Origin of the sequence: Rhizobium sp. RAF36, assembly GCF_052114105.1 — a bacterium.
In the GTDB taxonomy this organism is placed as follows: domain Bacteria; phylum Pseudomonadota; class Alphaproteobacteria; order Rhizobiales; family Rhizobiaceae; genus Rhizobium.
In genome coordinates, this window is record NZ_JBFREC010000009.1 from 176930 (window position 1) to 197117 (window position 20188).

Consider the following 20188-nt stretch of genomic DNA (forward strand, 5'->3'; position numbering starts at 1 on the left):
GAGACCGACGGGGAGAATGGGCGTGGATGAAGCAAATGGCGCATCGCTGAATGCGGGGAACGGTCCGGCGGCAAAGCCGGAACGCGGCAAGGCCGTGAAGCTCGTCGATCGCGTCTTCGATCAGATCCTCGAGCGCATCCGCGCCGGCAACTATCCGCCGGATTCGCGTCTGCCTGGTGAACATGAGCTCGCCTCGATGCTCGGCGTCTCGCGCCCGATCGTTCGCGATGCGCTGGCGAAGCTGCGCGAGCAGGGCACTGTTTACGCGCGCCAGGGCGCCGGCACCTTTGTCAGCGCCCACGGCTCGCCGACGACGCAGCTTGCCTACTCGCCAGTCAAGACGATCGCCGATATCCAGCGCTGCTATGAATTCCGCCTGACGATCGAGCCTGCGGCGGCCTATTTCGCGGCCAAGCGGCGCGATGAGCCGGCGATCCAGAAGATCGCCTCGGCGCTGTCGGATCTGCGCGAAGCAACGAGCCACCAGCTGCACCGCAGCGATGCGGATTTCGTCTTCCACCGCTGCGTTGCCGAGGCGGCGAACAATCACTATTACACTGCCTCGCTCGATGCGCTGAAGCCGCATATCGCGGTCGGCATGCATCTGCACGGCCTGTCGCTGCTCGGTCCGCGCCAGGGTCTCGAGCAGGTCTATGAAGAGCATAACGAAATCTACAGGGCTGTCGCCGAAGGGCGCGCCGATGATGCGCGCAATCTGATGCAAACCCACCTCGAAGGGTCGCGCGACCGCTTGTTCGAGGGCAGGGCGCTCGATCTGTCTTTCAAATAGCGCGTTTGCCGATATCCGGAATGGCACAGGCTTCGCCGCCGCCGAAGATGCGCGAGCGGGTGAGGAAGCGTTTCTCGCGTCCATTGTCGAGCGAGAACATACCGCCGCGGCCTGGCACGACGTCGATGATCAGCTGCGTATGCTTCCAGGCTTCGAACTGGCTGCCGCTGATATAGACCGGCACGCCGCCGATTTCGCCGAGCTTGACGTCGTTATCGCCGATCATGAATTCGTTCGCCGGATAGCACATCGGTGACGAGCCGTCGCAACAGCCGCCGGATTGGTGGAACAGGATATTCGGATGATCGGCACGGATTTCGCCGATCAGTTCGAGAGCTGCGTCTGTGGCCAGCACGCGAGGCTCGCCTTCGATTGTTTCTTCCATTTGGTTCCTCCCGTGGGTGAGGAGAGGAAACCCCTCCCCAACCCCTCCCCACAAGGGGGAGGGGCTAGTCTGTTGCGCCCTTCCTGTCCGCAACACCGTCTCATCCGCATTGATGTTGCCGAAGAACGAGCGGGTGCCTCAAGGTAAGCCCCTCCCCCTTGTGGGGAGGGGTTGGGGAGGGGACTCTTCCTCCCGCAAACGCTACTCTCAGAAGAACCCAAGCGCCTTCGGGCTGTAGCTCACCAGCATGTTCTTGGTCTGCTGGTAGTGGTCGAGCATCATCTTGTGGGTCTCGCGGCCGATGCCGGATTGCTTGTAGCCGCCGAAGGCCGCGTGCGCCGGGTAGGCGTGATAGCAATTCGTCCAGACACGGCCGGCCTGGATTTCGCGGCCGAAGCGGTAGGCGCGGTTGCCGTCGCGGGTCCAGACGCCGGCGCCGAGGCCATAGAGCGTGTCGTTGGCGATCTCCAGTGCTTCCTTCTCATCCTTGAAGGTCGTCACCGAAACCACGGGACCGAAGATTTCCTCCTGGAAGATGCGCATCTTGTTGTGACCCTTGAAGATCGTCGGCTTGACATAGTAGCCGCTCGCAAGCTCGCCACCGAGATCGTTGCGGGCGCCGCCGGTCAGAACCTCGGCGCCTTCCTGGCGGCCGATATCGAGATAGGCGAGGATCTTTTCCAGCTGCTCGCTCGATGCCTGCGCACCAATCATCGTCGCGCTGTCCAGCGGGTTGCCCTGCTTGATCGCCTCGACGCGCTTGACGGCCTTTTCCATGAAGCGGTCATAGACGGATTCCTGGATGAGCGCGCGGCTCGGGCAGGTGCAGACCTCGCCCTGGTTGAGCGCAAACATCGCAAAGCCTTCGAGCGCCTTGTCGAGGAAGTCGTCATCCTCGGCCATAACATCGGCAAAGAAGATGTTGGGCGACTTGCCGCCGAGCTCGAGCGTCACCGGAATGAGGTTCTGGCTGGCATATTGCATGATCAGCCGGCCGGTCGAGGTCTCGCCGGTGAAGGCGATCTTGGCGATGCGCGGGCTGGTGGCGAGCGGCTTGCCTGCTTCCAGGCCAAAGCCGTTGACGATGTTGAGGACGCCAGGAGGCAGCAGATCGCCGATGATTTCCGCCCAGACGAGCAGCGATGCAGGCGTCTGTTCGGCCGGCTTGATGACGACGCAGTTGCCGGCGGCGAGCGCCGGAGCAAGCTTCCATGCGGCCATCAGGATCGGGAAGTTCCAGGGAATGATCTGGCCAACGACGCCGAGCGGTTCATGGAAATGATAGGCGACGGTGTCGTTGTCGATCTCGCCGATGGAGCCTTCCTGGGCGCGAATGCAGGATGCGAAATAGCGGAAATGGTCGATCGCCAGGGGAATATCGGCGGCCATGGTTTCGCGGATCGGCTTGCCGTTGTCCCAGGTTTCGGCCTGTGCCAGAAGCTCCAGCTTGTCTTCCATGCGTTGGGCGATTTTCATCAGGATGTTGGAGCGCTCGGCAGGCGCCATTCTGCCCCACTTGTCCTTGGCGGCATGCGCCGCGTCGATCGCTGCGTTGATGTCCTTCTCGTCGGAGCGGGGAATTTCGCAGAGCTTGCCGCCGGTGACAGGCGTGATGTTGTCGAAATATTTCCCGCCGATCGGTTCGCGCCACTCGCCACCGATATAGTTACCGTATTTCAGCTTGAACGGAGATTCGACGATCTTCTGATGCAGCATGTCATCCTCCCTTGATGATGCCAGGTTCAGGAACGAACCAGTGGAGGAAATCTGCGCGTCTTTTGGCTTTCGAAATACCCGCCCGGGGCAATGCCGCACTGCACAGTGTCGCAGCGTTGCGACAAGCTTGAGAGCTCAGTGCAGGTTGAGCCGCTTCATCTTGCGGTGAAGCGTGGCGCGGCTCATGCCGAGATTGGCGGCGGCCTGCGAGATATTGCCGTTGGTGCGTGTCAGCTCCCGCATCAATGCGGCTCGCTCGGCATCCATCAGCGCTTCTTCGCCATCCGCCGGGCGGCTTTCCTGCAGGGCATCGGCCGCGGGGATGCCGGCGGCGATCCGGCGGTCGTCGAGTTTCAGCGCCAGCCGGGCGGCACGCGTGGCGCCAAGCACCAGATCGTGACGGTCGACCGCGAGCAGGGCGGCAGCGGAATTGGTGCCTGAGGGCACCATCAGGAAACGGGAGCCTGCAAAGGCACTGCGGAAAATATTGAGCTCGATACGCATTGCCGCGTCGCGAACAGCCTGCGCGAGGATCGACAAGGTCATCTCGTTGACGTCGTCGCGGCAGGTCGAGATGTCGAGCGCAGCAGCCAGCTGGCCGCGATGGTCGCGGATCGGCGCGGTCGTGCAGCTGAGCTTGATGTTCGAGGAGAGGAAGTGCTGGTCGCGAAAGATCGAGACTGAGCGCTCGTCGGCCAAGGCCGTGCCGATGCCGTTCGTACCGACGCTCGCTTCGGTCCAGACCGATCCGGTCCAGAGGCCGAGGTCGTTGAACTCCTTGTCGTCAGCACTGGCGCCGCGGCGCTCCAGTGCGACACCTTCGCGGCAGGTCAGAAGCAGGCAGCAGCCTGCCTTGCCGACCGTCAGGAACAGCCGGTCAAGCTCATCGCTTGCGTCGCGGATCAGTTGTTCGGATTGTTCGCGGGCAAGCCGGAATTCCTGCTCGGTCAGGCGCAGGGGTGTGCGCTTCTCTTCAGGAGTCAGCTGATGCTTGTCCATGCAGCGGCGCCAGGAGGCAACGATCGGGGAGCTGGCTGCAGCAGAGTTCTGCTGCGCCCACGTGTAGACATGGTCGGCATGCGCTGTGAATTCGTGCATCTGCTCCTCCCACGGAACGTAGACCGCAGTCTGGGGCAAATGCCGTTTCATTGCAATTCTGCTTAAGGAAGCAGCCTGTTCCATGCCGCACGGTAACTGTCGCAGATCTGCGACAGTTCGCTGTTTCAGCTGGTCTTTGGCTGTGCGGTGGGCAGAAGTTTGCCGCGGGCAATCAGCCATAGCGTGCCGATCGCGATCAGGCCGACCACGGCATTGACGGCGATGAAGATTACCACGGCCAGACCTTGGAGCGCCGCGTCGTCGCTACGGCTGGCAACGCGGATCGTGGCGGTGGCAAGGGCCGTCGCACCGAAGGTGAAGGCCCAGTAGGGACCGGCGAAGGGCTGCTTCATGATCCAGGGCAGGAGACGCAACAGGACAGCCGCCTCCAGGATGGCGTAGCCGAGCATCGCATGAACCAGCATGTCGGGCGTCCCGCCGTTGACGCTGAGATAGGCGACACTGCCGACCGCCGGAGGGGCGAGCTGGATGCCCAGCGTCGGGCGCAGTTGCACGGCGAGCTCCGACGCCGTCAGCAGGCGGTGCAGCAACACCGAGTCGATTGCCAGCCAGGCGAAGAAACCGGCGCCGAAGGCAAGCTGGCCGAGTTCGTGATATCCGAGTGCACCGAGAACGATGGCGGAGACGAAGGAGCCTGCGACCGTCGGCAGATAAAGGACCGGTGTCGTGGCTGTCAGATCACGGCCGCCCTGCCACAATCCGCCTGTCCGCCACAGGGCGAAGGCGAAGGTGAAGACGACCCCGGCACCGAAGAGGACTTCGGTGGCCGCCCGAGAATAGGGCAGGAGAGCAAGGCCAGCCAGCATGGTGGCGACACCGGCGAGGCCGACGAAGCAGCATTGAACGGCATGTTCCAGTTCCGCCAGCGCCTCACTCCGGGCGTTCAGCCATTTCAGCCCGTAGAGGATGCTGACGACGAGCCAGACGGCCACGGCCAGCAGGTTGAGGATTTCGCCGGGGGCTGCCGGCAGGCTCCATAGGGAAGCCGCCGCCCGCCAGCTGTTGCCGAGCCCGGCAATGCCGAGCACCATGCCGAAGAAGGATGCCGGGATGCGCGGCATCTGGAAACCGGCCCTTGCCGGCATGTCTGCAGCTTGCATTGCCATGACCTCGCTTCAACAGGGGAGCGGAAGGCTGCGCGCCTTCCGCGTCGCAGAATGCACTTAACCGGCGATCGCCTCGGCGGCGTCGAGGACGCGGGCCGAATAGACCATGGCGGCGCCGGCATTGATAGCCACTGCAACACCGAGCGCCTCGGAGATTTCCTCCTTGGTCGCCCCCTGCTTAAGGGCTTCCGTCGTATGGACCGCGATACAGCCGTCGCAACGGACCGTCACGGCAACGGCGAGCGCGATCAGTTCGCGCTGCTTGGCATCAAGATAATTGGTCTTCTGCCCGGCGGTCGAGAGGGTCTGGTAACCCTTCACCGTCTCAGGCACGGTCTTGCCGAATTCGCCGATCCGGGCGATCAGCTGGCTGCGGTATTCTTTCCAGTTCAACATGGTCTTGCCTTTCCATCATCTGCAGCAGCTTTGTCGCTGTCTGTTGAAATGGAATATGGACTTTTATGGCGATCCGATGAATGTTTCGGAAAGTCAAATTCTAGCGCGATCGTCTCATGGATATCCTCAGCCGCCTTATAGATCTTGCCGGGCTGCGCACCAGTCTCGACATTCGCTGCCGGCTCGAAGGCGCCTTCGAGATCGACCACGAACCGGCTGGCCGCGGGGTGATCCCGTTTCATGTCGTCCTTTCCGGTAGCTGCCGTCTGCGGCTACCTGATCGGCGAACCTTCGAAATGGTGGCAGGAGATTTCCTCCTGCTACCGCGCGGCGAGGCGCATCTGATTGTCGGCCGCGATACCGGTGCCCGGCCATCGCCCGTCAGGGTCTCACATGACGGTATGCTTCCGGTGAGGGCGAATGGTGATGGTCCGCCTGATGTCGATCTGCTCTGCGGGCACTTCGACGCCGCAGCCGGTTCATCGTCGCTGCTGCTCGATACCTTGCCTGACGTCTTCCATGCCTCGCTAGCCGGAGCGCAGTCGGAGGAAACCCTGAAGCTTCTGGTCGGCATCCTGCGTGACGAGGCGATGCATCAGGAAGCCGGTGCGTTGACGATTGCCACGGCAATCTGCCTCGCACTGCTGACGATGGCGCTGCGGTCGCGAAACAGTGCGGCGCTCGGTACCGCGGGCTTGTTGGCGCTGATTGCCAATCCGCGTTTCTCCCGAGCGTTGAAGGCGATGATCGCCGCTCCGGCGGAAGATTGGACGATCGAGCGGCTGGCGTCGCTCAGCGCCATGTCGCGCGCCACCTATGCCAGGCAGTTCAAGGAAACGTCGGGAATGACCGTGGCGGGCTTTCTCACCGATCTCCGTATGACACTTGCCAGCGATCTCTTGATCCGCACGCGCCGGACGGTCGCCGATATCGCTGCCGAGGTCGGCTACGACTCCGAGGCGGCCTTTGGCAAGGCTTTCAAGGCCAGGCGCGGAGTACCGCCGGCGCGCTTCAGGCAGCAGATGGCCTGAAGCGCGTCGGATATTTGCGGGTCAGGCGACGGCGCCGAACTGAGCGTTATGCAGGCGGGCATAGGCACCGTTTCGGGAGAGAAGCTCCTTGTGGGTGCCTTCCTCGTCGATGCCATCGCGCCCCATCACCACGATGCGGTCGGCATTGCGGATCGTGGCCAGACGGTGGGCGACGACGAGCGTCGTGCGTCCCTCCGAAAGTTCAGAAAGCGCCTGCTGGATCTGATACTCGGTCGCCGTGTCGAGCGCCGACGTGGCCTCGTCGAGGATCAGGATCGGCGGGTTCTTCAGGAAGATGCGGGCAATCGCCAAACGCTGCTTCTGGCCACCCGAGAGCTTCACGCCACGCTCGCCGGTCGGCGTATCCAGCCCTGCCGGCAGGGAGCGCACGAATTCATCCAGCGACGAACGGCGCAAGGCCTCCATGATCTCGGCATCGGACGCACCAAGACGGCCGTAGGCGATATTCTCGCGAATGGTCGAGCCAAACAGAAACACATCCTGCTGGACGATGCCGATCTGGCTGCGCAGCGACGCCTGCGTCATGTCGCGGATATCAATGCCATCGATGGTGATGGCGCCCGACGTGACATCGTAGAAGCGCGGCAACAGCGAGCAGATGGTGGTCTTTCCCGCACCCGAGGGGCCGACAAAAGCGACGGTCTCGCCCGCCGATATCTTCAGGTTCAGATGCTCGAAGACCTTGCCGTCGTCCGAATAGCCGAAGGAGACGTCGTTGTAGACGATGTCGCCCCGCAGCGAGTTGACCGTCATCGCATTCGGCCGGTCGGCGAGATCCGGCTCGGTGTCGATCAGCGAAATGAAGCGCTTAAAGCCGGCAATGCCCTTCGGATACATCTCCAGCACTGAGGTGATCTTGTCGATCGGGTGGAAGAAGACATTGACCAGCAGCAGGAAGCCGACGAAGCCGCCATAGGTCAGCTCGCCGGATACGACATACCAGGTGCCGGCCACCATGATGATCAGCTGCACCAGGCGCGTGCTGAAATAGCTGAGCGCGATGCTTGCGGTCATGTAGGCATAGGCGTTGAGTTTGGTTTCCTTGTAGCCTTCGTTGTTGCGGGCAAAGAGCTCGCTTTCGTAGCCTTCGTTGCCGAAGGCCTTGACGACGCGGATACCGCCGACGCTTTCCTGGACGCGGGTATTGAAGTCACCGACCTTGCGGAACAAGTTGCGCCAGGTCACCGTCATCTTGGCGCCGTAACGGCTGACGAGCCAGGTCATGAACGGCACGATCGCAGTGGTGATCAGCGCCAGCTTCCAGTGGACCGAGAACATCAGCAGGAAGGCGCCGATGAAGGTCATGATGGCGATGAACACGTCCTCGGGGCCGTGATGCGCGACCTCGCCGACCTCTTCGAGGTCCTTGGTGACGTGGGTGATCAGGTGGCCGGTCTTGTTGTTGTCGAAATAGCGGAACGACAGCTTCTGGATGTGATCGAACGCCTGGCGGCGCATATCCGACTCGATCGAGATGCCGAGCGCATGGCCCCAATAGTTGACCACGGCCGATAGAGCCGTGTTGATCGCGTAGATGGCGAGCAGCGCCGCGGCGACGGCAGCGATTAGCCCCCAGTCGCGGCCGGGCAGCAACTCGTCGACGAAGAGCTTGACGGCCAGCGGAAAGCCGAGCTCCAGCAGGCCTGCAAGAACGGCGCAGCCGAAGTCAAGGAAGAACAACCGCTTGTAGCGGGCATAATAGGAAAAGAAGCGACGAAACATGAATGCCCTCCGGGGCAGTATTTGTCAGGATCGTTGGATGGGAAGCGGGCCAAGCAGACGCGCCAAATCGGCACCGCTGCTCAGCGTTGAAATGTGCCGAAATTTCTCATCGGACGATCCTCCTTCATGAGTCGCTGGAAGCCTTATAGTATGAGCTGCTTTACAAGTCACTACAGCTTGTAGGTGGAAAACGAAAAGCCCGGCGGAGCTATTGTCCGCCGGGCTTCAAGAATGACCGTGATCAGAGGCTCACTTCGGCGTGACGTCGAAGCCGAACCACCTTTCCGACAGCGTCTTGATCGTGCCGTCAGCCTTGGCGGCGGCGATCGCGTCGTTGAACATCGCCTTCAGTTCGGTGTCGTCCTTGCGCAGGCCAACCGAGCTGCCACGGCCGAGGAAGCCGCCCTGGAAGCGCGGACCGGTCGTCGTCATGTCTTCGTTGCCCGGCTTCTGCGAAGCGGTCGTGAGGTATGCCATCGAGGCCATGACCAGATCGACTCGGCCAGCCTTGAGGTCGAGATCGTGTTCTTCGGTGGTCTTGTACTCGCGGACTTCGACGACGCCCTTCAGGTACTTGTCGACAAAGGCGGCAGCGGTGGAGGCGGTCTGCACGCCGATCGTCTTGCCCTGCAGGGCAGGCTTGATCTTGTCGATTTCGGCGGCGGCGCCGGCCTCATCGCTGGCGAGCGAGAAGACTTGGCCCTTTTCCGGCAGGTTTGCCAGATCGCTCTGCTTCGCGGTGGCGAAGGCCTGGCCGGTGGAGCCGTAGGAATCGCTGAAAGCGATCACTTCCTCGCGCTTGGCGGTCGCCGACATGCCGGAGATGATGGCGTCGAACTTGCCGGCGTTCAGCGCCGGGATCATGCCATCGAAATTCTGGACGACGACCTTGCACTCGACCTTCATGTGGTCGCAGAGATACTTGGTGAGTTCGATCTCATAGCCGTCGAGCGTACCGTCAGGCTTTGTGAAGTTGTATGGCTTGAAGGAACCTTCGGTGGCGATCGTCACCGTCGTCCACTTCTTGTCCTCTGCATGGGCGATGCCCGCCGTAGCGATAACCGCCGTCGCAGCGGCTGCGGTCAGAACCCGCGAAAGAATTGTCATTGTAGCTCCCCTTTTTTGGTTTGGGCTGAGATTTATTTGCTGATGAACTGCCGGAAGCGTTCCGAGCGTGAATTGGCAAAAACGTTCTGTGGCTTGCCGTCTTCTTCGACGAGTCCCTGATGCAGGAAGACGACGCGGCTTGAGACGTCGCGGGCGAAGCTCATCTCGTGGGTTACGACCAGCATGGTGCGACCTTCTTCGGCGAGCGCGCGCATGACGCGGAGAACTTCGCCGACCAGTTCAGGATCGAGCGCCGATGTCGGCTCATCGAACAACATCACTTTCGGACGCATCGCCAGCGCCCGGGCAATCGCTGCACGCTGCTGCTGACCACCCGAAAGGTGGGCCGGATAGAAATTGCGTTTCTCGGCAATGCCGACCTTGGCAAGCAGTGCCTCGGCCTCCTCGATGCATTCGGCGCGATTGCGCCCCTGCACATGGACGGGTGCCTCGATGACGTTTTCGAGCACGGTCTTGTGGGACCATAGATTGAAGCTCTGAAACACCATGCCGAGCTGCGAGCGGATGCGATCGACCTGCTTGCGATCGGCCGGGCGGCTTGCGCCCTTGGCGTCAGGGACCATCCGGATTGTTTCGCCGGCAACGGTCACTTCGCCGGAATTCGGCGTTTCCAGCAGGTTGATGCAGCGCAGGAATGTCGATTTTCCAGAGCCTGACGAGCCGAGGATCGACACGACGTCGCCTTCGTGCGCGTCGAGCGAGATGCCCTTGAGCACTTCGACATTGCCGAAGCTCTTGTGCAGTTTCTTGACGCTGAGCGCGATCGGGGAAGGGGTGGGGGTCATCGGGCCTCTCCTTCAAGTGCGGGAGCAGACACGTCTGCCGGATGATAGGGCACGGGCTGGCGCAGATGCGGGCTCAGCCAGTATTCGAAGAGATGGACGAGGCGCGTCAGCAGGAAGTTGATCGCCAGATAGATCGCACCGGCGACGATGAAGACCTCGATCGCCCGGTAGCTCTCGGAGATGATGCGCGCCGCAACGCCGGTGACTTCCATCAGTGTGATGATCGAGGCGAGCGAGGTCGCCTTCACCATCGAGATCATCTCGTTGCTGTAGCCGGGCAGAGCTTGGCGAATCGCTAGCGGCAGCACGATGCGCCGGAACTGCATCAGCCGTGGCATGCCGCAGGCGCGCGCCGCCTCGATCTGGCCGAAGGGGACCGAAAGGAGCCCGCCGCGGATGATCTCGCTGGCATAGGCGGCGGTATTCATCGTCAGTGCCAGCACCGCGCACCAGTAGGGGTCGCGCAGGAAGGGCCAGAAGACGCTGTGACGGACGGCCGGGAACTGGCTGAGACCGTAGTAGAGCAGGAAGATCTGGACGAGCAGCGGCGTGCCGCGAAAGACGAAGACGTAGGCGCGGGCAAACCACTCAAGCCCCTTGTTGCCGGACAGGCGGCAGAGTGCGATCGCCAGCGCCAGAATAGCGCCAAGAGCGATCGAGGTGGCTGCCAATTCCAGCGTCAGCGGGATGGCCGAAATCAGGCTGACGAAGGTCTCGGAAAGAAATTGCCAGTCCATCAGCCTCTCCTCACGCCGCGCGAGAAGTGCTTTTCGGCACGCCGCAGAAACAGGCCTGAGCCGGTGGAAATGACGAGATAGATCGCCCCGGCAATGACGTAGAAATCGAAGGGCAGGCCGGTCGATCCGGCGGCGATCTGCGTCTGGCGCAAGAGTTCGGCGACGCCGGTGATTGACACCAGAGCGGATTCCTTCAGCACCACCTGCCAGACATTGCCGAGACCGGGCAGGGCGTGGCGCAATGTCAGCGGCGCGATGATGCGGCGGAAACGCAGCCAGCGGCCCATGCCGCAGGCGATCGCCGCTTCAATCTCGCCTGGATGCACGGCCCTGAAGGCGCCGCGGAAGACTTCGGTGAACTGTGCGCCCGAGGTGACGCCGACGGCGAGCGAGCCGGCGAGGAAGCCCGGAAACCCGAGAAAGCCTTCGGCCCCGAAGAGCTGGCCGATCGCCGTCACGGCGGCACTGCCGCCGAAATAGAAGAGGTAGATGACGAGCAGATCGGGAATGCCGCGCAGCACCGTCGTATAGGTGTCAGCGGCGATCCTGAGGCCGCGGCCGCCTGATATCTTCGCCCAGGCGCCGAAGGAACCGATGACGGCGCCGGTCGAGTAACCGGCGAGCGCGACGAGAACGGTCATCCACGCGCCTGCAAGCAGCGCCTTGCCCCATCCGTCGGGGCCGAAGCTGATAAGCTCGAGGATGCCCGGCTGGTTCATCATGCCTGCCTTTCGGGAAGCGGCGGCAGCACGTCGTCGGGGATCGGATTGACGAACGGCGTCCCATCGAGGCGGGCCTTAAGGTCCGCCTTGGCCGCCTCGATGAGATCAGGGTTGCGGATCAGATCGATGGCGGTGCTCGCCATGACCTTAGCCGCGTGTTCCGTGCCCTTGTGGGCAGCCGGAAGTTTGCCCTGGGCGACAAGTTGCCAGGAATGACCGGGCGTGCCGATCGCATAGGTGGCGCCGCGCATCTGCACGGTTGGTACCACCCAGCTGACGCTGCCGACATCGGTGGAGCCGACGATAGAGCTGTCACCGGCATAGAGCGGGAAGATCTCTTCGCAGAGCGGCTGATCCTTCTTCGGCTTCAGGCCGAAGCGGGCATAGGACGAGGCGATATCCTCAGGGCTCATCGTCGCCTGGAACTTGCGGGCCGTCTCGCGGTCGGCATCGTCGAAGACAGGCGGGCCGAGACGCTGGAGATTGGCAAACATCAGATCTTCGAGCGGCACGTTGCCAACCAGATTGGCGTCGCCGCTGATCACTTCGCTGCGCACCGATGTTTCCGTCATCAGCGCAGCACCCTCGGCAACTTTCTTGACGCGGGCAACGAGCGACAGCAGTTCAGGCAGATTGCGGGCGCGGACCAGATAACGGACGGTCGCCTTGGCTTGAACCACGTTCGGCGCCGAGCCACCGGTATCGGTGACTGCGTAATGAATGCGGGCGCTCGACGGCATATGCTCGCGCATGTAGTTGACGCCGACATTCATCAGCTCGACGGCGTCAAGCGCGCTGCGGCCGAGATGCGGGGTGGCCGAAGCGTGCGAGGCGCGGCCGGAGAAGTGGAAGTTCAGCTCGTTGCAGGCAAGCGACAGCGGATTGTTGACGCCGGCAAAGGCTGCCGGATGCCAGCAGATGGCGATATCGACGTCATCGAAGACGCCGGCGCGAACCATGAAACCCTTGGAGGAGCCGCCCTCTTCAGCCGGGCAACCGTAATAGCGGATGCGTCCCTTGAGACCATTCGCAGCAAGGAAATCCTTGACGGCGGAGGCTGCCAGCATGGAGCCGGCACCCAGCATGTTGTGGCCGCAGCCATGGCCGTGACCGTTCACTTCGGCCTCGCGCTTTTCGGCAAGCCCGGCCACCTGACTGAGGCCTGGAAGTGCATCGAACTCACCGAGAATGGCGATCACGGGTCCGCCCTCGCCAGCCTCGCCCATGACGGCGGTCGGCAACCCGGCAATGCCGCGCTCGACGCGGAAGCCCTCGGCTTCCAGCTGGCGCGCATGCTCGTCGGCCGAGCGGTATTCCTCGTAATTCGTCTCCGGCATATCCCAGATGCGGTCACTGAGCGCAGCGAAGGATGCGCTCTTGGCTTCGACGATATCCCAAACGGCTTCGATGTTTTTCATGACTTTCAAAACGGCTTCGTTTCGCATAGTATCCAAAATTGGCGCCAATTTAGGTTACAAAAATTTTTTGCGCAATCCATGTGCATGAATAAATTTTGGACAAACTCAAGCGGTTGCCACGCCTACAGAATTTGGAACAGGCGTGCTATCGATGATGAAAAACAGGGGATTGCGAATGGCAGACGTCGTGATGGAAGAGGGGCCGGAAGCGGCAGAAGCACGCGACGTAACGGACTTCATCCTGCAGGACATTCTCGCCGGCGTGCTGCTGCCCGGAACATGGCTAAAGCAGATCGATCTTGAGCGCCGCTACAAATGCACGCGTCCGGAAGTACGCCGCGCGCTCGACCGCCTGGCGCAGAAGCGCCTTGTCGAGCATGTTCCGAACCGCGGCTACCACGTCTATGAGCCGGATGGCCGCCGCGCCCAGGAAGTCAGCGAGATTCGCATCATTCTCGAAACCGCGATCGCGGCAACGATCGTTTCAAATGCTGCGGCAGACGAGATCGCAAGGCTCAGGAAGCTTGCCGATCATTTCGATCTGATGGTGCTGAATGGAACGATGCTGGAGCTCTACGAAGCCAATCTGGCCTTCCATCGCCAGCTGCTGACGCTCGGCGGCAATCTCGAACTTGTCGACCTCATTACCGAAATCCGCCAGAGGACCTCCTCGGCGCCGGTCTCGCAATGGCGCACCCGCGCAAGGGTCGAACAATCCGGCCGCGAGCATCATCAGATGATCGATGCGATTGCGGCCGGGGATGTCGAAAGCCTGAAGGCGCTGGTCCGCCAGCATATCCTGCAGCGCTGAATCAAACAGGCCGGGAGCCTCGTATCTTCCGGCCTGCCTGCAGTCATGATCAGTTGGACTGCCAGCTCTTGACCAGTTCGTCGTAATTGACCGTAACCGGCTTTTCCTTCTCGTTCTCGATCTTCAGCTGCGGAGCGAGGTTGCCCTTGGCGACGGCATCCTTGTTCCAGTACTCAAGATCGTGCTCTTCGGCGAGCTTCGGACCGATATCACCCTGCACCTTGGCGCGTTCGAGGCGCTGGAGCACCTTTTCCTGCTCGGAGCAAAGCGAATCCATGGCTTCCTGCGCGGTCTTGGCACCGGAAGAAGCGTCACCCACGGCCTGCCACCAAAGCTGTGCCAGCTTCGGATAATCAGGAACGTTGGTGCCGGTCGGTGACCACTGAACGCGGGCCGGCGAGCGATAGAACTCGATCAGGCCGCCGAGCTTCGGAGCGCGCTCCGTGAAGCTCTTGTCGCGAATGGTCGACTCGCGGATGAAGGTCAGGCCGACATGGCTCTTCTTCACGTCCACGGTCTTCGACGTCACGAACTGCGCGTAGAGCCATGCGGCCTTGGCGCGGTCATCGGGGGTTGATTTCATCAGCGTCCAGGAACCGACGTCCTGATAGCCGAGCTTCATGCCGTCCTTCCAGTAGACGCCATGCGGGCTGGGTGCCATGCGCCATTTCGGCGTGCCGTCCTCGTTGACGACAGGCAGGCCTGGCTTGACGGCGTCAGCCGTAAAGGCCGTGTACCAGAAGATCTGCTGAGCCACTTCGCCCTGTGCCGGCACCGGGCCGGATTCGGAGAAGTTCATGCCCTGTGCCGCCGGCGGTGCATAGGCCTTCAACCAGTCCAGATATTTCTGGATCGAATAGACGGCGGCCGGGCCGTTCGTGTCGCCGCCACGAGCAACGCACGAACCGACAGGACGTGAATTCTCGTCGACCTTGATGCCCCACTCATCGACAGGAAGACCGTTCGGCAGGCCCTTGTCACCGTTGCCGGCCATCGACAGCCAGGCGTCGGTGAAGCGCCAGCCGAGCGACGGGTCCTTCTTGCCGTAGTCCATGTGGCCAAAGACCTTCTTGCCGCCGATATCACGGCCGGTGAAGAATTCGGCGATGTCCTCATAGGCCGACCAGTTGACCGGAACGCCGAGATCGTAGCCGTATTTCGCCTTGAAGTCGGCCTTGTTCTTCTCGTCATTGAACCAGTCGTAACGGAACCAGTAGAGGTTCGCGAACTGCTGGTCGGGAAGCTGATAGAGCTTCTTGTCCGGAGCGGTCGTGAACTTGGTGCCGATGAAGTCGTCGATGTCGAGGCCGGGATTGGTAACGTCCTTGCCTTCGTTGGCCATCCAGTCGGTCAGCGAGCGGGCCTGCTGGTAGCGCCAATGGGTGCCTATCAGGTCCGAGTCGTTGACATAGGCGTCGTAGATGTTCTCGCCCGACTGCATCTGCGTCTGCAGTTTTTCGACGACGTCGCCTTCGCCGATCAGGTCGTGGGTGATCTTGATGCCGGTGATTGCCGTGAAGGCGGGCGCCAGAACCTTCGATTCATATTCGTGGGTCGTCAGCGTTTCGGAAACGACCTTGATGTCCATGCCGGCAAATGGCTTGCCCGCATCGATGAACCACTGCATCTCCTTTTCCTGGTCCGCACGCGGAAGCGACGAGAGATCGCCGATTTCCTTGTCGAGAAAGGCTTTTGCCTCGTCCATGCCGGCATAGGCAGAGCCCGTCATTGCCAGCAAAATGCCTGCTGTCGTCGCAAATAGATGCCGTCGCATAATATCCTCCCAGGGTTAGCGATTGCAGTCTTCACGTTTCAGGCGGCCAGTACCCCCGGCCATCTGTCTAAACTTGGCATCACACGTAACGGAACACGCCGATGGCGTAGATCACGGAGATGCCAAGAGCCCACCACAGGCCGGGTCCGACAAGGCCCAGCCATGCGAGATGAATGAACGCCGCCCCCAGCAGCGAGATGAAGAGACGGTCGCCGCGCGTCGTCTCGAAGCGCAGCAGGCCGGTGCGCGGAGAGCCCCCCGGCACGAAATATTCCCAGACGCTCATGCCTGCGAGCAGCACGAGGATCGTCAGGAAGAACAGCGCCGTCGGTAGTGTCCAGGCCATCCAGGAAAAGCTCATTTCCGTCTCCTCCTCAGACGCGGCCCAGGGCAAAGCCCTTGGCGATGTAGTTTCGAACGAAATAGATGACGAGCGCGCCGGGCACGATGGTCAGCACCCCGGCCGCCGCAAGCACGCCCCAGTCCATGCCGGCCGCCGAGACCGTTCGCGTCATGATCGCCGAGATCGGCTTTGCGGCCGTGGTCGTCAGCGTCCGGGCGAGCAACAGCTCCACCCACGAGAACATGAAGCAGAAGAAGGCCGCGACACCCACGCCGCTGGCGATCAGCGGCATGAAGATCTTCACGAAGAAGCGCGGGAAGGAATAGCCGTCGATATAGGCCGTCTCGTCGATTTCCTTCGGCACGCCGGACATGAAGCCTTCGAGGATCCAGACCGCCAGTGGCACGTTGAACAGGCAATGCGCCAGCGCCACGGCGATATGGGTGTCGATCAGCCCGAAGGCCGAATAGAGCTGGAAGAAGGGCAGGGCGAAAACGGCAGGCGGCGCCATGCGGTTGGTCAAGAGCCAGAAGAACAGGTGCTTGTCGCCGAGGAACCGATAGCGCGAGAAGGCGTAGGCCGCAGGCAGCGCCGCCAGAACCGAAATCACCGTGTTCATGGCGACATAGACGATCGAGTTGATGTAGCCGTTATACCAGGACGGATCGGTGAAGATGACCGTGTAATTGGCGAGCGTCGGGTTCTGCGGCCAGAGCGAGAAGGCCCCGGTGATTTCCGAGTTCTCCTTGAAGCTCATGTTGACCAGCCAGTAGATCGGCAGGAGCAGGAAGACGATATAGAGCGTCGAAACCACCCAGGAGAAGTTTCCGGCGGGCTTGTATTTCATTGTCTGAGCCATGGTCCTCTCCTTTCTCAGGCGTTTTCGTCGCTGCTGGTCATCACGGTGTAGAAGATCCACGAGAGCAGCAGGATGATCAGGAAGTAGATGATCGACATGGCCGCGGCCGGGCCGAGGTCGAACTGACCGACCGCCGTCTTCACGAGGTCGATCGACAGGAACGTCGTCGAATTACCCGGCCCGCCGCCTGTGACGACAAAGGGTTCGGTGTAGATCATGAAGCTGTCCATAAAGCGCAGCAGCACGGCGATCAGAAGCACGCGCTTCATCTTCGGCAGCTGGATGTAGCGGAAGACGGACCAGCGCGAGGCGCCGTCGATCTTCGCCGCCTGATAATAGGCGTCCGGGATCGAGACGAGGCCGGCATAGCACAGCAGCACGACGAGGCTGGTCCAGTGCCAGACATCCATGACGATGACGGTGATCCAGGCATCGGCGGGGTCACGGACGTAATTGTAATCGAGCCCGATCGCCTCCAGCGTATGGCCGAGCAACCCGATATCAACACGGCCGAAAACCTGCCAGATGGTGCCGACGACGTTCCACGGAATGAGCAGCGGCAGCGACATCAGCACCAGGCAGACCGGGACGCCGAGCCCCTTCTTCGGCATGTTCAGTGCGATGAAGATGCCGAGCGGGATTTCGATCGCCAGGATGATCAGCGAGAAGGCGAGGTTGCGCTGCAGCGCCGCCCAGAAGCGGTCCGATTCCAACGTCTGCACGAACCAGTCGGTGCCTGCCCAGAAGAACTCGTTGTTGCCGAACGTGTCCTGAACCGAATAGTTGACGACGGTCATCAGCGGGATGACGGCCGAGAAGGCGACGAGCACCAGCACCGGCAGGACGAGAAACCAGGCTTTGTTGTTCCAGGTCTTTTCCATGGATCAGGCCTCCCTGCCGACGCGCCAGGAATTGGCGTAGATGCTGATGGCTGCGGGATCGAAATTGACCCTGGCATCCTCCGGAATTTCACCGTCCTCGGGCACGACAATCGCCAGCGGTTGCCCGGCGAAGCGGGCGCGGACAATCTTCTGGCGGCCGATATCCTCGACCTTGGAGATCGTTACCGGCATGCCTTCGCGGCCGAGCCTGACGAATTCGGGGCGGATGCCGAGCTCCACTTTCGATGCCCCGTCAGTGCGTGGCGCGTAGTCGAGATTGATGGTCTGTTCGCCGACGCTGACCGCGTTTCCGGAAACCTTGGCCGGCATGACGTTCATGCCCGGCGAGCCGATGAAATAGCCAACAAAGGTGTGGCTCGGCCGTTCGAACAGTTCGGCCGGCGTGCCGATCTGGACGATCTCGCCCTCATACATGACGACGACTTTTTCCGCGAAGGTCAGCGCCTCGGTCTGGTCGTGGGTGACATAGACCATGGTGAAGCCGAACTGCTTGTGCAGCCGTTTCAGTTGCGAGCGCAGCACCCATTTCATATGCGGATCGATGACGGTCAGCGGCTCGTCGAACAGGATGGCGTTGACGTCGTTGCGAACAAGGCCGCGGCCGAGCGAGATCTTCTGCTTCTGGTCGGCCGTCAGGCGCTGCGCCTTGCGCTTTGCCCAGTCCGAGAGATCGATCATATCGAGGATTTCGCGGACGCGCCTGTCGACTTCGGGCTCGGCGACGCCGCGGTTGCGCAGCGGGAAGGCCAGATTGTCGTAGACAGTCATCGTGTCGTAGATGACCGGGAACTGGAAGACCTGGGCGATGTTGCGCGCCTGGGTCGATAGGTTGGTGACATCCTTGCCATCGAACAGGATGCGTCCATGCGATGGCTGAAGAAGCCCGGATATGATGTTGAGAAGTGTGGTTTTTCCGCAGCCGGAAGGGCCGAGCAGCGCATATGCGCCGCCATCGGTCCATTCGTGATCGACTTCCTTCAGTGCGTAATCCTTGTCGGATTTCGGATCCGGCCCGTAGGCGTGGCGGATATGGTCGAGCGTGATGCGTGCCATGTGAACCTCCTAAGCCGCCTGGTTGCCGGTTGCGATCGCCCGGCCATCCGGCCCGAAGGCCATGAGATGGCGGGTATCGAGAAAGACGGAGACCTCCGTGTCCGGGTCGATGTCGTGGATGCCATGCGCCAGCATCACCCAGCGCACGCCGTTGAAATCCAGATGGACGAAGCTCTCCGACCCGGTGATCTCCGATATCAGCGTGCGCGCCGTGAGCTTCGGCGAGGCTGTCGTCTGCTGCGAAAGCGCCAGATGATGCGGATGGAAGGCGATGGTCACGACGCCATCCGCCATGCCGGCGAGATGCTGTGGGACCGGTATTTCCGCGCCGCTGGCGTGCTGGAAGCTTGCCCCCCGCTTGGTGACCTCGATGAAGTTGAGCGGCGGGTCGGCGAAGGTTTTTGCGGTGATCAGATCGGCCGGGCGGCGGTAGACCTCGATCGTCTTGCCGAACTGGGTGACGCGGCCTTCGCTGAGGGTGACAGTGTTGCCGCCGAGAAGCAGCGCCTCAGACGGCTCCGTCGTTGCATAGACGAAGATCGCTCCGGATGCGGCGAAGATGCGCGGCAGTTCTTCGCGCAGTTCCTCGCGCAGCTTGTAGTCGAGGTTGGCGAGTGGTTCGTCGAGCAGCACCAGGCTGGCATTCTTGACGAGGGCGCGGGCCAGAGCCGTGCGCTGCTGCTGGCCACCGGAGAGATTGAGCGGGGTGCGATCGAGATAGGACGTCAGCTTCATCAGCTCGGCCGCCTTGCGCACCTCGGCGTCGATGGTCTTTGCGTCATGACCTGCAATTCGCATCGGCGAGGCGATATTCTCATAGACCGAGAGCGCCGGGTAATTGATGAACTGCTGGTAGACCATCGCCACCTGGCGCTTCTGCACCGGCATGCCGGTGACGTCGGCGCCGTCAAAATAGACGGAGCCGCTGGTCGGCTTGTCGAGGCCGGCCATCAGGCGCATCAGCGACGTCTTGCCTGACAGCGTCGGCCCCAGCAGGACGTTCAGCGTTCCCCGTTCGAAAGTCAGGTTGGTCGGGTGAATGTGATACTCACCGCCGACCATCTTTGCGGCATTGCGCAGTTCCAGCATTCCGGCTCCCGTGCCTCCTCAAGACGGGGACCACATGCCGCTCTATCCGGCCATTTGCGCGGGCAGGGCGGCGATGTACTCCTCCAGTGTCTGCATCTGTTCCGTCGTCATGTGCAATCCGGCCTTCGTTCTCCGCCAGAGGACATCCTCGGCGGTGAAGGCCCATTCGTTCTGCATGAGATAGCGCACCTCGGCCTCATAGAGATCCGATCCGAAATGCCTGCCGAGATCGGCCATGGATGCGGCCTTGCCAAGCAGCACATTGGCCCTGGTGCCATAGC

The 20188-nt window shown here is 61.8% G+C and carries 21 protein-coding genes; 3 read left to right on the forward strand and 18 right to left on the reverse strand.

From position 1 onward, the window contains the following. The first annotated feature begins 22 nt into the window (after positions 1-22). Positions 23-790 carry a FadR/GntR family transcriptional regulator gene (locus tag AB4Z25_RS25365; protein WP_310291159.1) on the forward strand — a complete coding sequence of 256 codons (768 nt, stop codon included), beginning with the start codon at positions 23-25 and terminating at the stop codon, positions 788-790. On the opposite strand, the gene AB4Z25_RS25370 is transcribed toward AB4Z25_RS25365, so the two are convergent. From AB4Z25_RS25370 to AB4Z25_RS25390, 5 genes are all read right to left on the reverse strand, one after another. After that, positions 783-1175, reverse strand: a complete 393-nt coding sequence (locus AB4Z25_RS25370) for a DUF779 domain-containing protein (protein WP_442209967.1) — start codon at positions 1173-1175, stop codon at positions 783-785. The two genes, AB4Z25_RS25365 and AB4Z25_RS25370, sit on opposite strands and share 8 nt — an antisense overlap. Positions 1176-1382: 207 nt before the next feature. Continuing rightward, on the reverse strand, positions 1383-2891 hold the full coding sequence (gene adh, locus AB4Z25_RS25375; protein ID WP_442209969.1) for an aldehyde dehydrogenase: 1509 nt from the start codon (positions 2889-2891) through the stop codon (positions 1383-1385). A 135-nt stretch (positions 2892-3026) separates the two neighbouring features. Next, entirely contained in the window at positions 3027-3989 is a 963-nt protein-coding gene (locus tag AB4Z25_RS25380; protein WP_442209971.1) for a helix-turn-helix domain-containing protein, read from the reverse strand. A gap of 125 nt (positions 3990-4114) precedes the next feature. Further along, positions 4115-5116, reverse strand: a complete 1002-nt coding sequence (gene tehA, locus AB4Z25_RS25385) for a dicarboxylate transporter/tellurite-resistance protein TehA (RefSeq protein ID WP_442209973.1) — start codon at positions 5114-5116, stop codon at positions 4115-4117. Positions 5117-5173: 57 nt separating this feature from the next. Next, positions 5174-5512, reverse strand: a complete 339-nt coding sequence (locus AB4Z25_RS25390) for a carboxymuconolactone decarboxylase family protein (protein ID WP_112388245.1) — start codon at positions 5510-5512, stop codon at positions 5174-5176. A gap of 116 nt (positions 5513-5628) precedes the next feature. Here AB4Z25_RS25390 and AB4Z25_RS25395 point away from each other — a divergent pair, with 116 nt between their 5' ends. After that, positions 5629-6543, forward strand: a complete 915-nt coding sequence (locus AB4Z25_RS25395; RefSeq protein WP_442209974.1) for an AraC family transcriptional regulator — start codon at positions 5629-5631, stop codon at positions 6541-6543. Between the two features lie 21 nt (positions 6544-6564). Here AB4Z25_RS25395 and AB4Z25_RS25400 read toward each other — a convergent pair whose 3' ends face one another. The 6 genes from AB4Z25_RS25400 to AB4Z25_RS25425 all read right to left on the reverse strand — a co-directional run bounded on the left by AB4Z25_RS25400 (position 6565) and on the right by AB4Z25_RS25425 (position 13076). Further along, complete coding sequence (locus tag AB4Z25_RS25400; RefSeq protein WP_442209976.1) at positions 6565-8286, reverse strand: ABC transporter ATP-binding protein; 1722 nt, start codon at positions 8284-8286, stop codon at positions 6565-6567. Between the two features lie 249 nt (positions 8287-8535). After that, on the reverse strand, positions 8536-9393 hold the full coding sequence (locus AB4Z25_RS25405) for a transporter substrate-binding domain-containing protein (protein WP_442209978.1): 858 nt from the start codon (positions 9391-9393) through the stop codon (positions 8536-8538). 32 nt (positions 9394-9425) lie between these two features. Then, complete coding sequence (locus tag AB4Z25_RS25410; protein WP_442209980.1) at positions 9426-10199, reverse strand: ABC transporter ATP-binding protein; 774 nt, start codon at positions 10197-10199, stop codon at positions 9426-9428. Then, entirely contained in the window at positions 10196-10936 is a 741-nt protein-coding gene (locus tag AB4Z25_RS25415; RefSeq protein WP_442209982.1) for an ABC transporter permease, read from the reverse strand. Before AB4Z25_RS25415 ends, AB4Z25_RS25410 begins: the two co-directional genes overlap by 4 nt. Then, positions 10936-11655, reverse strand: a complete 720-nt coding sequence (locus AB4Z25_RS25420) for an ABC transporter permease (RefSeq protein WP_442210009.1) — start codon at positions 11653-11655, stop codon at positions 10936-10938. Before AB4Z25_RS25420 ends, AB4Z25_RS25415 begins: the two co-directional genes overlap by 1 nt. Beyond that, the gene (locus tag AB4Z25_RS25425) at positions 11655-13076 is read right to left on the reverse strand and encodes a M20 family metallopeptidase (protein WP_442209984.1); all 1422 of its coding nucleotides are present in this window, start codon (positions 13074-13076) and stop codon (positions 11655-11657) included. Before AB4Z25_RS25425 ends, AB4Z25_RS25420 begins: the two co-directional genes overlap by 1 nt. A 175-nt stretch (positions 13077-13251) precedes the next feature. Here AB4Z25_RS25425 and AB4Z25_RS25430 point away from each other — a divergent pair, with 175 nt between their 5' ends. Further along, complete coding sequence (locus AB4Z25_RS25430; protein WP_442209985.1) at positions 13252-13887, forward strand: GntR family transcriptional regulator; 636 nt, start codon at positions 13252-13254, stop codon at positions 13885-13887. A 49-nt stretch (positions 13888-13936) separates the two neighbouring features. On the opposite strand, the gene AB4Z25_RS25435 is transcribed toward AB4Z25_RS25430, so the two are convergent. From AB4Z25_RS25435 to AB4Z25_RS25465, 7 genes are all read right to left on the reverse strand, one after another. After that, complete coding sequence (locus AB4Z25_RS25435) at positions 13937-15661, reverse strand: ABC transporter substrate-binding protein (protein ID WP_112388237.1); 1725 nt, start codon at positions 15659-15661, stop codon at positions 13937-13939. Between the two features lie 79 nt (positions 15662-15740). Next, on the reverse strand, positions 15741-16022 hold the full coding sequence (locus tag AB4Z25_RS25440; RefSeq protein ID WP_112388236.1) for a DUF2160 domain-containing protein: 282 nt from the start codon (positions 16020-16022) through the stop codon (positions 15741-15743). A gap of 13 nt (positions 16023-16035) precedes the next feature. Next, positions 16036-16863: a carbohydrate ABC transporter permease gene (locus AB4Z25_RS25445; RefSeq protein WP_442209988.1), complete on the reverse strand. Its 828-nt coding sequence runs from the start codon at positions 16861-16863 to the stop codon at positions 16036-16038. A 14-nt stretch (positions 16864-16877) separates the two neighbouring features. Next, positions 16878-17744: a carbohydrate ABC transporter permease gene (locus AB4Z25_RS25450; RefSeq protein WP_112514888.1), complete on the reverse strand. Its 867-nt coding sequence runs from the start codon at positions 17742-17744 to the stop codon at positions 16878-16880. A 3-nt stretch (positions 17745-17747) separates the two neighbouring features. Then, positions 17748-18818 (reverse strand): ABC transporter ATP-binding protein, encoded by a 1071-nt coding sequence (locus AB4Z25_RS25455; RefSeq protein WP_442209990.1) that lies wholly within the window; start codon positions 18816-18818, stop codon positions 17748-17750. Positions 18819-18827: 9 nt separating this feature from the next. Continuing rightward, on the reverse strand, positions 18828-19907 hold the full coding sequence (locus tag AB4Z25_RS25460) for an ABC transporter ATP-binding protein (protein ID WP_442209992.1): 1080 nt from the start codon (positions 19905-19907) through the stop codon (positions 18828-18830). A 42-nt stretch (positions 19908-19949) separates the two neighbouring features. After that, on the reverse strand, positions 19950-20188 hold a 239-nt coding region (locus AB4Z25_RS25465), incomplete at its 5' end, for a glycerol-3-phosphate dehydrogenase C-terminal domain-containing protein (protein ID WP_442209994.1).